Here is a 14,893-nt window from a genome sequence, read left to right on the forward strand (position 1 = left end):
GGACGCCACGCTGGCGTCCAATAAAAAGGAATAGCAATGAACACCCACATTTTTGACACCGCCCAACACGCTGTTGAGCAAATCGCCCAAGAATTTATCACATACAGCCAACAAAACCGCCCTGTGCATATTTCCCTTTCAGGTGGCTCAACGCCAAAACTGCTGTTTAAAACGCTCGCTCAATCGTCTTTTGCCGAAAAAGTGCGGTGGGAAAATCTGCATTTTTGGTGGGGCGATGATCGAATGGTCGAGCCAAACGATCCCGAAAGTAACTACGGCGAAGTGCAAAAATTGTTGTTCGATCATATCCAAATCCCAGCCCAAAATATTCATCGCATTCGTGGCGAACAGCCTGTGGAACAAGAACTTGCAAGATTTTCACAAGAACTGACGGATTGTGTTCCTAACCTTGAGTTTGACTGGATCATTTTAGGAATGGGCACAGACGGGCACACGGCATCGCTTTTCCCAAACCAAACCGATTTTAACGATCCGAATGTGGCCGTGATTGCTAAACACCCCGAAACAGGGCAAATCCGCATTTCCAAAACCGCTCAACTTATCAAAAAAGCCAAACGGGTTAGTTATTTGGTCACAGGTGGTTCAAAAGCAGAAATTCTAAAAGAAATTCAAACCACACCAGCAGAAAACTTGCCTTACCCAGCCGCTAAAATCAAAGCAAAAAATGGCGTAACGGAGTGGATTTTGGATAAAGAGGCTGCGAAGTTGTTATGACAACGGGTAAGATTTCGAGAAAAATTTGTAAAACTATTAAAAATAATTTTAATATGTAATCATAATAAAGTTTTTTTAAGTTAAGGAACATATATGAAATTTAAATCTATTTTATTAACTGTCTTATTGCTATCTGCTTGCTCAAACAAAACTTTTTATAGTTCATTTAACTCGATAAAATCAAAAGTTAGAGATTTTACATCCGCTTTAAATTATAAAGTGAAAACTAATATAACCGATACTCCACAACAAATCTGCAAAAATACAGAAATAGATTATACGAATGCATTGATTACAATAACAGGAACTCCAATAAAATATGATTCTCCAGAGTTTTTAATTATAGTTAGAGAATATAGTGCCCTTTTTCCTGGTGATTATATACAAAGATCGGAATATCAAAAGAGAGCGAGAATGCTTTTAAAACTAGATGATAATACTTACGTTATTGGAGATTTTGGAAAAATTTACGACTCATTTTATTCAGAGTGGGCAAAAGAAAAAATAGAAAAACAGGAAAAAATAGAAGTTCAAGGTATTATCAGTGAAATAGAGAGAGAAAACGGGGAATGTTTCTTAATATTTCCAGATGCTATTCCTGTTATTAAATAACATTTAAACATACATTTAGGAGCAAAAAATGTCAGTAAAAGGCGATATCGGCGTTATCGGTTTAGCGGTAATGGGGCAGAATTTAATTCTGAATATGAACGACCACGGTTTTAAAGTGGTGGCGTATAACCGTACCACATCAAAAGTGGACGAGTTTTTGGAAGGGGAGGCGAAAGGCACGAACATTATCGGTGCCTATTCGTTGGAAGATTTGGCAGCTAAATTGGAAAAACCACGCAAAGTGATGTTAATGGTACGTGCGGGTGATGTGGTGGATCAATTTATTGAGGCATTGCTACCGCACTTGGAAGCCGGCGACATCATTATTGACGGCGGTAACTCGAACTATCCAGATACCAACCGCCGCGTGAAAGCCTTAGCAGAAAAAGGCTTTCGCTTTGTGGGATCTGGCGTGTCAGGCGGTGAAGAAGGGGCGCGTCACGGACCGTCCATTATGCCAGGCGGTAACGAAGAAGCGTGGCAATATGTGAAACCTATTTTACAAGCGATTTCAGCTAAAACCGACAAAGGCGAGCCTTGCTGTAACTGGGTTGGCAAAGAAGGGGCTGGGCATTTCGTGAAAATGGTGCATAACGGCATTGAGTACGGCGATATGCAGTTAATTTGTGAAGCCTATCAATTCTTAAAAGACGGTTTGGGTTTGAGTTATGATGAAATGCAACAAATTTTCGCTGAATGGAAAAAAACCGAACTAGATAGCTATCTGATTGATATTACAACGGATATTTTGGGCTATAAAGACGCAGACGGCGAACCGTTGGTGGAAAAAATCTTAGACACCGCTGGTCAAAAAGGCACAGGTAAATGGACTGGTATCAATGCGTTAGACTTTGGTATTCCATTAACACTGATCACCGAATCGGTCTTCGCTCGTTGCGTGTCATCGTTTAAAGATCAACGTGTGGCGGCATCTAAACTGTTCAATAAAACCATTGGCAAGGTGGAAGGCGACAAAAAAGTGTGGATCGAAGCGGTGCGTAAAGCGTTATTGGCGTCAAAAATCATCTCTTATGCCCAAGGTTTTATGCTGATTCGTGAAGCGTCTGAAAACTTCGGTTGGAACATCAACTACGGAGCAACAGCGTTGTTATGGCGTGAAGGTTGTATCATCCGCAGCCGTTTCTTAGGCAACATTCGTGATGCTTATGAAGCCAATCCTGATTTGGTGTTCTTGGGGTCAGACAACTACTTCAAAGGCATTTTAGAAAATGCGTTGGCAGACTGGCGTAAAGTGGTGGCGAAATCCATTGAAGTGGGTATTCCTATGCCTTGTATGGCAAGTGCGATTACCTTCTTAGACGGTTACACTTCCGAGAAAGTGCCAGCGAATTTATTGCAAGCACAGCGTGACTACTTCGGTGCGCACACCTACGAACGTACCGACAAACCACGCGGCGAATTCTTCCACACCAACTGGACTGGCCGTGGCGGAAACACCGCTTCAACGACTTATGATGTGTAACCTATCCAGTAAACATAAAGCGGACAATTGTCCGCTTTGTTATTTTAAAACTAAAGAAAAATCCACCGCACTTTTAGTGGTTTGCACCACCAGAAAAGAGGTTAATCACTAATACACCGCCGATAATCATCGCTATGCCAATACTACCAGCAAGATCGGGTTTCTGCCCAAAAGCGAAATAGGCAACAACAGTAGTCAGTATAATGCCCACGCCCGACCATACGGCATATACAATCCCAATAGGCAAGCTTTTGGTAATAATGGAAAGCAAGTAAAGAGCGATAACAAAGGCAACAATTGCTACCGTTGTGGGCAAGGGTTTTGAGAAACCTTCGCTTGCTTTAATGCAGTTTGTTCCGACAACTTCTATACAGATAGCGCAGGCGAGCAAAAACCATGGATTCATTGCTGTTCTCCCATTAATTGCTCCAAAGCTTCTTGCGCTTCAAGCCAATCTGCTTCTACTACTTCCAAAGACTTTTTGCATTGCATTTGTTGGTTTAAAAGTGCGGTTAATTTTTCTTTATTTTCTGCTTGATAGAGATCTGTATCTGCTAGCTGTTGCTCAATATCGGCTAACTGCTGAGTATGAGTCGCCATTTGTTGTTCCAATTTATCAATTTGTTTGCGTAATGGCGCAGTTTGCTGACGTAGTTCCGCTTCACGACGTTTTTGTTCTTTGCGATGCTGACTTGAATTTTCATTGTTTGATGGGGAAACTTGCTCATTTTTCACCGCACTTTCCCGTTTTTCTTGTGCGTTTACTTCATTAAGCCATTTTGCATAGTCCTCTAAATCGCCATTAAATTCTTCCACTTGTTTATCATGCACAAGATAAAATTCTTCCACTGTATTGCGTAATAAATGGCGATCGTGCGATACCACAACCAATGAACCTTGATAATCCACTAACGCCTCAGTGAGTGCTTGGCGCATATCTAAATCCAAATGGTTGGTTGGCTCATCCAGTAATAATAAATTCGGGCGTTGCCACACAATTAAGGCGAGAACTAAACGTGCTTTCTCTCCACCAGAGAAAGAACTCACTAATTCATTCACTTTATCACCATGGAAAGCAAAACTACCCAAATAATTGCGCAATTCTTGTTCGGTTTGCTGTGGCGCTAATTTTTGCAAATGCCATAGCGCGCTTTCATCCGCACGCAAGGTATCCAGTTGATGTTGCGCAAAATAACCCAGTTGTACACCTTTAGCGAGCTGAACATTGCCTGAAAGTGCAGTCAGTTCGCCTGCTAATAATTTAATTAAGGTGGATTTCCCTGCGCCGTTTTTACCCAATAAACCAATGCGTGAGCCAGGCACGAGATTGAGTTTGATTTTTTGTAAAATTTCCACCGCACTTTGATCCACAAGGTAACCTGCGCTGGCTTTTTCAATCATCACTAAAGGATTGGGTAAAGAAATGGGCTCGCGGAAATGGAAGGTGAACGGATTATCCACATGAGCTTGACTGATTCGTTCCATTCTTTCGAGCGCTTTTACGCGGCTCTGAGCTTGTTTCGCCTTAGTCGCTTTTGCTTTAAAGCGATCAATGTATTTTTGCAAATGCGCAATTTTTTCTTGTTGTTGACGATAAAGTGCGGTTTGTTGCGCTAATTTTTCTGCCCGCTGAATTTCAAAACTAGAATAATCGCCGGTATATTCATAAATTTTCTGTTGTTCAATATGCAAAATTTTATTCACGATAGGATCGAGAAAATCGCGGTCATGAGAAATTAACACCAAGGTACCTTGATATTGTTGCAGCCAACGTTCTAACCAAATTACTGCATCCAAATCCAAGTGGTTGGTGGGTTCATCTAATAACAATAAATCGGAAGGGCAAAGTAAGGCTTGTGCAAGGTTTAAGCGCATGCGCCAACCACCCGAAAAGGATTTGACCGAACGTTGCAAATCTTCTTGTGAAAAACCTAAACCATGTAATAAAGCTGATGCACGCGATTGAATAGTCCAAGCGTCAATGGTATCTAATTGCGCGTGGATATGTGCAATAGCATTGCCATCATTTTTGTCATGGGCTTCTGCTAAGGCATTTTGTAATGAACAATAAACACGATCTCCCTCAATCACATAATCCAAAGCGGACATATCCAATGCAGGCGTTTCCTGATTTACCCAAGAGACAGCCCAATTTGATGGATAATTCACATCTCCGCCTTCAGGTTGTAATTCTTTTTTTAATAATGCAAAGAGTGATGATTTTCCACAGCCGTTTTTGCCTACTAATCCGACTTTCTGTTTTGGATTAATGCTTGCATTGGCATCTTCAAGGAGTAAATTTTGACCGCGTTTTAAGGATAAGTTTGAGAATAAAATCATTATGAAACCAATAAATTGGAGGGTTGATATTGTTATTGCTAGGCGGAATTGTAATGTTTTTTCGGTTTTTTGTACATTTTTCTGCAAAATCAAATTGGAACCGATTTTAGTTTGCTAACAAATTGTTCGAATTTGATCTGCATCACAGTTTTTCATCGCTAAAATGGGTACAATAAAGCTCTTATTGTTGATGATAAGGATAGAAATATGACCTCAGCAGAACTTTTCGGAGAAGGACTTAACCTGATGTTTTCAGGGATGGGGTTTGTATTGGTTTTCTTGCTTATTTTAATTTGGGCAATTGGACTGATGTCAAAACTCATAAATCGTTATTTCCCTGAACCTGTTACCCAACCTAAAACTTCACAAAATTCAACCGCACTTTCAACCCCACCGAATGATTTAGACCGCTTGCGCCCTGTGATTGTTGCTGCAATCGCACATCATCGACGTTCTCAAGGTTTAAACTAAGGCTAAATAAAATAGAAGGATTTGATTATGACTAAGAAAATTAAAATAACTGATGTAGTACTTCGTGATGCTCACCAATCACTTTTTGCAACACGTTTGCGCTTAGATGATATGTTACCGATTGCTGCCGAGTTAGATGATATTGGTTATTGGTCTTTAGAGGCTTGGGGTGGCGCAACTTTTGATAGCTGTATTCGTTTTTTAGGTGAAGATCCTTGGGTACGTTTACGTGAATTGAAAAAAGCTTGCCCGAAAACACCATTACAAATGTTATTGCGTGGTCAAAATTTATTAGGTTATCGTCATTATGCTGATGATGTGGTGGATCGTTTTGTTGAGCGCTGTGTAGTAAATGGCATGAGCGTTTTCCGCGTATTCGATGCAATGAACGACCCGCGCAATATGAAAGCGGCATTACAGGCTGTGCGTAAACATGGCGGACATGCACAGGGTACTTTGAGCTATACCACAAGCCCAGTTCATACGTTACAAACTTGGTTAGATACCACAGAACAATTATTAGAAATTGGTGTGGATAGTTTAGTCATTAAAGATATGTCGGGTATTTTAAATCCGATGGATGCTGCACGTTTAGTAGGCGAAATTAAAAAACGTTTTGATGTTCAATTACATTTACACTGCCATGCAACGACAGGTATGTCTGAAATGGCGTTATTAAAAGCGATTGAAGCTGGTGTAGATGGTGTGGATACATCTATTTCTTCAATGTCTGGTACCTATGGTCACCCAGCGACAGAATCCATTGTGGCGACTTTACAAAATACCGAATTTGACACAGGTTTAAACATTGAAAGATTAGAAAAAATTGCGGCTTATTTCCGTAATGTGCGTAAAAAATACGCGAAATTTGAAGGTCAATTACGAGGCGTTGACAGTCGTATTTTAGTGGCGCAGGTGCCGGGTGGCATGTTGACGAACTTAGAAAGTCAGTTAAAACAACAAAATGCCTCAGATAAATTAGACAAAGTATTGGAAGAAATTCCTCGTGTTCGTAAAGATTTAGGTTACATTCCGTTAGTTACACCAACCTCACAAATTGTGGGAACACAATCGGTAATCAATGTGTTAATGGGTGAACGTTATAAAACCATTGCGAAAGAAACAGCGGGCATTTTAAAAGGCGAATATGGTCGTACACCAGCGCCAGTGAATGCGGAATTACAAGCACGCGTATTGGAAGGTGGTCAACCAATTACAGATCGCCCAGCGGATCATATTGAACCTGAAATGGCGAAAATTGAGGCGGAAGTCAAACAAACAGCACAAGAAAAAGGCATTAAATTAGCAGACAATGCAATTGATGATGCGTTAATTGTGGCGTTATTCCCTCAAATTGGTTGGAAATTTCTTGAAAATCGTGGTAATCCAGATGCCTTTGAACCAGCGCCTACAGCAGAAAGTGCGGTGCAAAAACCACAAGTTTCTACACCAGCAGCTAAACAGGCTTCAGGTTCTGCAGTCTATACAGTGGAATTAGAAGGTAAAGCCTTTGTGGTGAAAGTGAGCGAAGGCGGTGATATTACTAATATCGCACCACAAGCGGCTCCGGCGCCAGCACCGACTGCAGCTCCAGCAGCAACAGGTGGTACACCAGTAACTGCACCAATGGCAGGTAATATTTGGAAAGTGGTGGCATCGGAAGGACAAACTGTTGCAGAAGGTGATGTATTATTTATCCTTGAAGCCATGAAAATGGAAACCGAAGTGCGTGCAAGCCAAGGTGGAACAGTGCGTAATGTCAGCGTGAAAGCTGGCGATACTGTGGCTGTTGGCGACACTGTAATGACCATTGCCTAAACTTAAGGAGTTGTGATGGAAAGTATTATTGCTCTATTAAAAGGTACAGGCGTAATGCACCTTGAATGGGGGCAAGCAGTGATGATTATCGTTAGCCTTGTGTTACTTTGGCTAGCGATAGCACGTAAATTCGAGCCATTACTGTTGCTACCTATTGGCTTTGGTGGATTGCTGTCGAATATTCCTGAAGCAGGAATGGCAATGACCGCATTAGATAATCTCTTGCATAGCGGTACGACTGAACAACTTAGCATTGTCGCAGCGAAAATTGGCGCAGTTGCTGAGCCAAGTGCAATTAAAGCAGCGTTAACCAATTTGCCAATGTCAGTGCATAATGAATTAGAAGTGCTAGCGGGCGATTTAGGTTATAGCTCAGGTATTTTGGCCTTATTCTACAAGGTGGCTATTGGCTATGGCGTGGCGCCACTCATCATTTTTATGGGTGTTGGTGCAATGACGGACTTTGGTCCGCTATTAGCTAATCCACGCACCTTATTGCTGGGTGCGGCAGCACAGTTTGGTATTTTTGCCACCGTATTAGGTGCGCTAGGATTGAACTGGCTTGGTGTTATTGATTTTACCTTACCACAAGCTGCAGCAATTGGGATTATCGGTGGTGCGGATGGTCCAACAGCGATTTATCTAGCCAGTAAACTTGCCCCTGAATTATTAGGCGCAATTGCCGTAGCGGCTTATTCTTACATGGCGTTAGTGCCATTGATTCAACCGCCAATTATGCGTGCATTAACCACTCAACAAGAACGTAAAATTCGTATGACGCAAATGCGTACAGTAAGTAATAGAGAGAAAATTTTATTCCCTATTATTCTATTGTTATTAGTTGCGTTATTGTTGCCAGATGCAGCACCATTATTGGGTATGTTCTGTTTTGGTAACCTTATGAAAGTGAGTGGTGTGGTGGATCGCTTGAGTGATACTGCACAAAATGCCTTGATTAATATTGTTACTATCGTCTTAGGTTTATCTGTTGGTGCCAAATTGGTGGCAGATAAATTCTTACAACCACAAACCTTGGGTATTTTATTGCTCGGTATCGTTGCTTTTGGTATCGGTACAGGTTGTGGTGTGTTAATGGCGAAATTAATGAATAAGGTTAGCAAGCATAAAATCAACCCACTCATTGGTTCTGCTGGGGTTTCTGCGGTACCAATGGCGGCGCGTGTATCTAATAAATTAGGTTTAGAAGCCGATAATCAAAACTTCTTATTGATGCATGCCATGGGACCAAATGTGGCTGGCGTAATTGGCTCTGCGATTGCTGCAGGGGTGATGTTGAAATACGTTGGCGCTTTGCTATAGTCTGAGCTGAAAACTAAAACTTTGTTAAAATAAACCGCACTTTTAGCAAACCTAAAGTGCGGTTTTATTTGGATTATTTTTTAATGAAATATAAATCCCAAACGCCATGTCCTAAACGATGTCCTCGCTGTTCAAACTTCGTCAAAGGGCGGAAATCAGGACGCGGAATGTAATCATTCGTAGCCGAAGTATTATAAATGCCTACTTGATTTTCCATGCTTTGTAGCACCTCTAACATATGTTCTGCATAATTTTGCCAATCCGTTGCAAAATGGATAAAACCACCGCTCGCCAATTTTTGAGTGACAGTTTCTACGAAATGCGGTTGAACGATACGGCGTTTATGATGTTTTGCTTTATGCCAAGGATCAGGGAAAAACAATTGTAAGCCAGCCAATGCACCATCCGCGATACAATCACGCAAAATTTCTGTCGCATCATGACAAATCACACGTAGATTTTTCACTCCTTTCTCTAAAGCATAGGCTAAGCAAGCTCCCACACCAGGCGTATGTACTTCAATGCCTAAATAATTTTTATCTGGATTCTGCTCCGCCATTTCCACTAGCGATTTGCCCATACCAAAACCAATTTCTAAGATAACGGGATAGGAGTTTCCGTAAATCTGTTCAAAATTAAAGTGGCTTGTTTGGTGGTCTAAACCATAGTCTGCCCAGTTTTCATTCATAATATTACGCTGGAATTCACTCAAACGCCCAGTGCGTAGTACAAAACTGCGTACTTTGCGTTTATAGCGTCCATCTTCAGTAAATTCTGCGGTTTCTACGGTTTTGCGTTTTTGATCCGCAAAGCTGGTTTTTGATGTATTCATTGCTGGTTTCACATTAGTCAAAATTGCGTGGATTATACGAATTTTAGCTCCAAATGAAAAGTGCGGTGGATTTTGAAGAGGTTTTGTCATCTCAAAGCGCTGATTTATGCTAGAATTCTTCTTTCTTTTTTCACCGCACTTTGAATAGTTATGCAGGCTCAATCTTCCGTTAATGCCCCTTTTGCCCAATCCGTCTTAAATTGGTATCACCAATTCGGACGTAAACATTTGCCTTGGCAGCAAAATAAAACCCTTTATGGTGTTTGGTTGTCGGAAGTCATGTTGCAGCAAACGCAAGTCGCCACAGTGATTCCTTATTTTGAACGTTTTATGGCTCGCTTTCCGACGGTTTCCGATTTGGCAAATGCGCCTTTAGATGAAGTTTTGCATTTGTGGACAGGGCTTGGTTATTACGCAAGGGCGCGCAATTTACATAAAGCCGCACAAATTATTCGCGATCAATATCAGGGTCAATTCCCCTCTGAATTTCAACAAGTTTGGGATTTACCTGGGATTGGGCAAAGTACTGCGGGTGCCATTTTGTCCTCTGTTTTGAACCAACCTTATCCTATTTTAGATGGCAATGTGAAACGTGTATTAGCGCGTTATTTTCAAATTGAGGGCGTGCCGAGCGAAAAGAAAGTGGAAAATGCGTTTTGGCAACGAAGTGCCGAAGTTACGCCAATTGAACAGGTGGCAGATTTTAATCAAGCCATGATGGATCTCGGCGCGATGGTTTGTACAAGGACGAAACCGAAATGTGAACTTTGCCCGCTGCAGAAAAAGTGCGGTGCAAATTTAACGAATTCTTGGAAAGATTACCCCAATAAAAAAGTCAAAAAGCAATTGCCCGAACGCACGAGTTATTTTTTGATTTTAGCGGATCAAGATAAAGTTTTGTTGGAACAACGTGAGCAATCTGGCATTTGGGGTGGATTATATTGTTTTCCTCAATTTTCTTCTAAGCAAGACGTATTTAATTATCTTGCTGAACAGGGGATTTCTCATTATCAAGAATGGACGAGTTTTCGTCATACCTTTAGCCATTTTCATTTGGATATTTACCCAATTTATGCGGAACTTAATGTAAAAATATGTGACGAAGATCGTACGGATTGGAAAAAAATTCAAGAAAATGCAGCAGAATATCAATCTACTGTATGCAGTCAGGCTAAATATTGGTATGATTCCCGCAATCCTGAACCGATTGGGCTCGCTACGCCGGTCAAAAATCTATTAATTGAATTTCAAAAAGGACGATAATTATGGCAAGAAACGTATTCTGTGCGTATTTAAAACAGGAAGCTGAAGGACTTGATTTTCAGCTGTATCCCGGCGAATTGGGTAAGCGTATTTTTGATAATATTAGTAAACAAGCTTGGTCTGAATGGATCAAAAAACAGACAATGTTAGTCAATGAAAAAAAATTAAATATGATGAATTTAGAACATCGTCAATTATTAGAGCAAGAAATGGTCAACTTCTTATTTGAAGGTAAAGACGTGCATATTGAAGGCTATGTTCCACCATCACAAGAAAACTAATTCCAATGAAAATGAATTTTAAGAAATTGGCCGTTTGGCTCATTATTCCTTTTTTATATGCTTGTTCGTCGAGTGAACGTCGCGGCGATGAAACCTTCGCAAAAGATACCCATGGTTTAGATTTATTAACTGGGCAATTCTCTCAAAATATCGATCAAATTTGGGGCGTGAATGAACTGTTAGTGGCAAGCCGAAAAGACTATGTGAAATATACGGACAGTTACTATACGCGTAGCCATATTAGCTTTGAAGAAGGGCAAATTACAATTGAAACTCTCTCTGATTTGAATCGCTTGCATAGTGCGATTGTGCATACTTTGTTGATGGGTTCTGATGCAAAAGGTATCGATTTATTTGCTTCAGGTGATACTCCGATTAGTAGTCGCCCTTTCTTAGTTGGGCAGGTAGTCAACCATTTTGGTCAGTCAATTAACAACATTAATATTGCCAGTGATTTTGCGACTTATTTAATTCAAAATAAATTGCAAAAACGCCGTTTAAATAATGGGCGTACAGTGCAATTTGTTGCGATTCAGATGATTGCTAACCATGTTAATGTACGTGCAAGAAAATATTTACCATTTATCCGTAAAGCATCGCGTCAATATGGTATTGATGAAAGCCTTATCTTAGGTATTATGCAAACGGAATCGAGTTTTAACCCTTATGCAATTAGCTATGCGAATGCGATGGGATTAATGCAAGTGGTACCACATTCTGCGGGGCGTGATATTTTCAAAATGAAAGGTATCAGTGGACAGCCAAGTAAGAGCTATTTGTTTGACCCTGCGAAAAATATTGATGCTGGTGTTTCTTATTTGTGGTTGTTGAAAAATGAATACTTGCTAGGCATTGAAAATCCAACTTCGATGCGTTATGCCATGATTTCCGCTTACAATAGTGGCGCAGGCGCAGTATTACGCGTATTTGATCGTGATAAGGATGAAGCGATTTATCGTATTAATCGTATGTCACCAGAGCAAGTTTATCGCATTTTAACAACAGCACATCCATCTTCACAGGCAAGAAATTACTTGTTAAAAGTGGATAAAGCACAAAAAAGTTATCGCCGAGTAAGATAATTATAAAAAAGCGCATAGGCTGAAAACCTATGCGTTTTTTATTTAATAATCGCAAATTGCATATTAAATCGGCAACTGAAGTAAATTTTCATTTTTTTTGTAAATAACTATTGACCTCATCCCTTAAATACGGTTTAATACGCCCCGTATTGACGCAGTGAGTGTTATACGCCTCGATAGCTCAGTCGGTAGAGCAGGGGATTGAAAATCCCCGTGTCGGTGGTTCGATTCCGCCTCGAGGCACCATCTATTCCTCCTTAGTTCAGTCGGTAGAACGGTGGACTGTTAATCCATATGTCGCAGGTTCGAGTCCCGCAGGAGGAGCCATATTCAGAAGCCCTGATGAGAAATCATCAGGGTTTTCGCTTATTTATCATTCCAAAATTTAAGGTGGCAAAATGTTAAGTTATCGCCATAGTTTCCACGCAGGTAATCACGCAGATGTATTAAAACATATCGTACAAATGTTGATCATCGAAAGTTTACAACAAAAAGAAAAAGGGTTTTATTATTTAGACACCCATTCTGGTGTTGGACGCTATCGTCTTTCTAGTGAAGAATCAGAAAAAACGGCGGAGTATCAAGAGGGTATTGGGCGTTTATGGTCACAAACTGATTTACCGGAAGACATACAGCGTTATATCAATCTTATCCAGGAAATTAATGGTGGTGGCAAAGCGTTACGTTATTATGCGGGTTCGCCTTTAATCGCAGCATTGATGTTGCGTCCACAAGATCGCGCCTTATTAACAGAGCTTCATCCTACAGATTTTCCACTACTGAGAAATAATTTTAAAGAATATAAGAATTTCAGTACTAAGCGTGAAAACGGTTTTCAACAACTTAAAGCAACATTACCGCCTAAAGAACGCAGAGGCTTTGTATTAATTGATCCGCCTTATGAGCTAAAAGAAGACTATGATTTGGTCGTTCAAGCTATTGAAGAAGGCTATAAACGTTTTGCCACAGGTATTTATGCGATTTGGTATCCTGTAGTGTTACGCCAACAAACAAAACGCATCCTAAAAGGTCTTGAAGCAACAGGTATTCGTAAAATCTTGCAAATTGAATTAGCTGTGCGTCCTGATAGTGATCAACGTGGCATGACAGCAAGTGGCATGATAGTGATTAATCCGCCTTGGCAATTAGAAACGCAAATGAAAACCATCTTACCTTATTTGGCAAAAAAACTTGTACCCGAGGGAACTGCAAGTTGGACAGTGAAATGGATCACGCCTGAGTAAGAGATGAAAGAAAAGTGCGGTGGAATACAGAACTCAGTCCTTGAATTAAATCAGTTTAACTTTTTGGGGGCAGATCACGCTGGCGTCCTTTTTTGCCAAAGCTATTCCACCTCAATCTGCCCATTCATTAACATCGGCAAGAGAAAATCTCGCAGTTGGGTGAGTTGTTGGGTTTGTTTTGCATTAGATTTTATGTTCTCAAATATAGGATTAACCAAATCATAATAATCTTTTAATACCTTTTCATTCGGCTTTATAAATCTGATATTTTCAAAATCAGTTTTATTCATATTGGCAAACGTATTTCCTGTTTTTGCTCCCGACACTGTGAAAAAATCTAAAATAGAAAAATATAAGTAATATTTGTTATACGGACTTGAGCAAATAATTGAATTTATTTGTTGGTTGGTTTGTGATAATTCTGTTGTAAATCCAACTAAGCCAACGGTAGCAATACATGTTACACAAATAGAATCTTCAGGCAAAAATTTATTTTTTTGTGTACTTGCACCTAATTCCGTTAACGTTTCATCAGTTTTTACAATAAAAGTATTCCCTCTTATATCACCAATCGTAATAAATGGAATAATTCCATTAAAATTTTCAATATTAGCTTTGGAGGGTGTTTTTCCTGTAATGATATTATTCTCTATTTCCCCCAATTTCTTCACTTCCCACCCCTTCGGTATTTCTCTTTTTAACTCAGGGTTATACACCATTTCGCCGCTTGATGATTTGTAGGGGTTACCGTTTTCATCGGGGAAATCAAATTGCACAAACCAGTAGTCGTACAGGGTTTTTGCCATTTTTTCCAGTTCGGCGTTGATTTGTTGGTTGAGGGCAATTTTGCGATCTAAGGTGGAAAGCACTTGGGCGATTTTTTGTTGGGTTTGTAAATCAAAATTTGGAAATGATATATTTTTTAAAGCTGAAATAGGCAATTGTGGCTGTGCTGAACCAGAACCATTATATTCACATTGTTTTTTAAATAATTCAGACCTAAAAAATGAATATAAGAAATAAGGATCATATTTTGAACAATTAGATCGGATTATTACCATCCCTGAATTAATACGTATATTTTTATATAATTCATTTTCTGAAACATAAGCAACATTCCCAACTGTTCCACGAGTTGTTAACACAATGTCTCGGTTAATTAATTTTCCTTTTCTTAATAATTGATCTTTTTCTTTGGTAATAAAATCTAATTTATTAAAATTGAAACCATCAGACGTAACGTTTCCAGTATTTAGAAAAACACAATAGCCTGATGAGCTAAAGTCTTTTTTCTTTGGATAATTAGCTCCCCGATCACCATCAATAAATTCAATTTCCGTATCATTAAACCTAATATAACTGACTACCATTCCGCAAACTTCCCCTAGAAACCGTAGGATGGGCTTTAGCCC

General features: G+C 39.9%; 14 protein-coding genes and 2 tRNA genes. 12 read left to right on the plus strand and 4 right to left on the minus strand.

Annotated elements, in window-relative coordinates:
* The first annotated feature begins 36 nt into the window (after positions 1 to 36).
* From pgl to gnd, 3 genes are all read left to right on the plus strand, one after another.
* On the plus strand, positions 37 to 735 hold the full coding sequence (pgl, locus tag ACT2CV_RS05160) for a 6-phosphogluconolactonase (RefSeq protein ID WP_464973234.1): 699 nt from the start codon (positions 37 to 39) through the stop codon (positions 733 to 735).
* A 93-nt stretch (positions 736 to 828) separates the two neighbouring features.
* Positions 829 to 1,347, plus strand: a complete 519-nt coding sequence (locus ACT2CV_RS05165) for a hypothetical protein (RefSeq protein WP_464973233.1) — start codon at positions 829 to 831, stop codon at positions 1,345 to 1,347.
* Between the two features lie 28 nt (positions 1,348 to 1,375).
* The gene (gnd, locus tag ACT2CV_RS05170) at positions 1,376 to 2,830 is read left to right on the plus strand and encodes a decarboxylating NADP(+)-dependent phosphogluconate dehydrogenase (protein ID WP_464973232.1); all 1,455 of its coding nucleotides are present in this window, start codon (positions 1,376 to 1,378) and stop codon (positions 2,828 to 2,830) included.
* Between the two features lie 73 nt (positions 2,831 to 2,903).
* Here gnd and ACT2CV_RS05175 read toward each other — a convergent pair whose 3' ends face one another.
* Complete coding sequence (locus tag ACT2CV_RS05175; RefSeq protein ID WP_464973231.1) at positions 2,904 to 3,236, minus strand: DMT family transporter; 333 nt, start codon at positions 3,234 to 3,236, stop codon at positions 2,904 to 2,906.
* Positions 3,233 to 5,170, minus strand: coding sequence for an ABC transporter ATP-binding protein (locus tag ACT2CV_RS05180; RefSeq protein ID WP_464973230.1), 1,938 nt, complete (start codon positions 5,168 to 5,170; stop codon positions 3,233 to 3,235). The genes ACT2CV_RS05175 and ACT2CV_RS05180 overlap by 4 nt, the downstream gene beginning before the upstream one ends.
* A gap of 207 nt (positions 5,171 to 5,377) precedes the next feature.
* Between ACT2CV_RS05180 and ACT2CV_RS05185 the strand changes: the two genes are divergently transcribed.
* Genes ACT2CV_RS05185 through ACT2CV_RS05195 form a run of 3 tightly spaced genes read left to right on the plus strand, consistent with a single transcriptional unit; the run spans position 5,378 to position 8,779 of the window.
* The gene (locus tag ACT2CV_RS05185) at positions 5,378 to 5,641 is read left to right on the plus strand and encodes an oxaloacetate decarboxylase subunit gamma (RefSeq protein ID WP_464973229.1); all 264 of its coding nucleotides are present in this window, start codon (positions 5,378 to 5,380) and stop codon (positions 5,639 to 5,641) included.
* A 27-nt stretch (positions 5,642 to 5,668) separates the two neighbouring features.
* On the plus strand, positions 5,669 to 7,459 hold the full coding sequence (gene oadA, locus ACT2CV_RS05190) for a sodium-extruding oxaloacetate decarboxylase subunit alpha (RefSeq protein ID WP_464973228.1): 1,791 nt from the start codon (positions 5,669 to 5,671) through the stop codon (positions 7,457 to 7,459).
* Between the two features lie 15 nt (positions 7,460 to 7,474).
* Complete coding sequence (locus ACT2CV_RS05195; RefSeq protein WP_464973227.1) at positions 7,475 to 8,779, plus strand: sodium ion-translocating decarboxylase subunit beta; 1,305 nt, start codon at positions 7,475 to 7,477, stop codon at positions 8,777 to 8,779.
* Positions 8,780 to 8,852: 73 nt separating this feature from the next.
* Here the strand turns inward: ACT2CV_RS05195 and trmB are convergent, their stop codons facing one another.
* Positions 8,853 to 9,611 (minus strand): tRNA (guanosine(46)-N7)-methyltransferase TrmB, encoded by a 759-nt coding sequence (trmB, locus tag ACT2CV_RS05200; protein ID WP_464973966.1) that lies wholly within the window; start codon positions 9,609 to 9,611, stop codon positions 8,853 to 8,855.
* A 150-nt stretch (positions 9,612 to 9,761) separates the two neighbouring features.
* Between trmB and mutY the strand changes: the two genes are divergently transcribed.
* The 6 genes from mutY to ACT2CV_RS05230 all read left to right on the plus strand — a co-directional run bounded on the left by mutY (position 9,762) and on the right by ACT2CV_RS05230 (position 13,481).
* Positions 9,762 to 10,874: an A/G-specific adenine glycosylase gene (mutY, locus tag ACT2CV_RS05205; RefSeq protein ID WP_464973226.1), complete on the plus strand. Its 1,113-nt coding sequence runs from the start codon at positions 9,762 to 9,764 to the stop codon at positions 10,872 to 10,874.
* Between the two features lie 2 nt (positions 10,875 to 10,876).
* Positions 10,877 to 11,155, plus strand: a complete 279-nt coding sequence (locus tag ACT2CV_RS05210) for an oxidative damage protection protein (RefSeq protein WP_464973225.1) — start codon at positions 10,877 to 10,879, stop codon at positions 11,153 to 11,155.
* Positions 11,156 to 11,160: 5 nt separating this feature from the next.
* Complete coding sequence (gene mltC / locus ACT2CV_RS05215) at positions 11,161 to 12,237, plus strand: membrane-bound lytic murein transglycosylase MltC (RefSeq protein ID WP_464973224.1); 1,077 nt, start codon at positions 11,161 to 11,163, stop codon at positions 12,235 to 12,237.
* A gap of 170 nt (positions 12,238 to 12,407) precedes the next feature.
* A tRNA-Phe gene (locus tag ACT2CV_RS05220) sits at positions 12,408 to 12,483 on the plus strand.
* A gap of 5 nt (positions 12,484 to 12,488) precedes the next feature.
* A tRNA-Asn gene (locus ACT2CV_RS05225) sits at positions 12,489 to 12,564 on the plus strand.
* A 71-nt stretch (positions 12,565 to 12,635) separates the two neighbouring features.
* Positions 12,636 to 13,481, plus strand: a complete 846-nt coding sequence (locus ACT2CV_RS05230) for a 23S rRNA (adenine(2030)-N(6))-methyltransferase RlmJ (RefSeq protein WP_464973223.1) — start codon at positions 12,636 to 12,638, stop codon at positions 13,479 to 13,481.
* 101 nt (positions 13,482 to 13,582) lie between these two features.
* On the opposite strand, the gene ACT2CV_RS05235 is transcribed toward ACT2CV_RS05230, so the two are convergent.
* Positions 13,583 to 14,893: restriction endonuclease subunit S (locus ACT2CV_RS05235; protein WP_464974049.1), on the minus strand; the 1,311-nt coding region annotated here is incomplete at its 5' end.

Source organism: Reella acinonychis (assembly GCF_052384575.1).
Classification (GTDB): Bacteria; Pseudomonadota; Gammaproteobacteria; order Enterobacterales; family Pasteurellaceae; genus JBQSUQ01.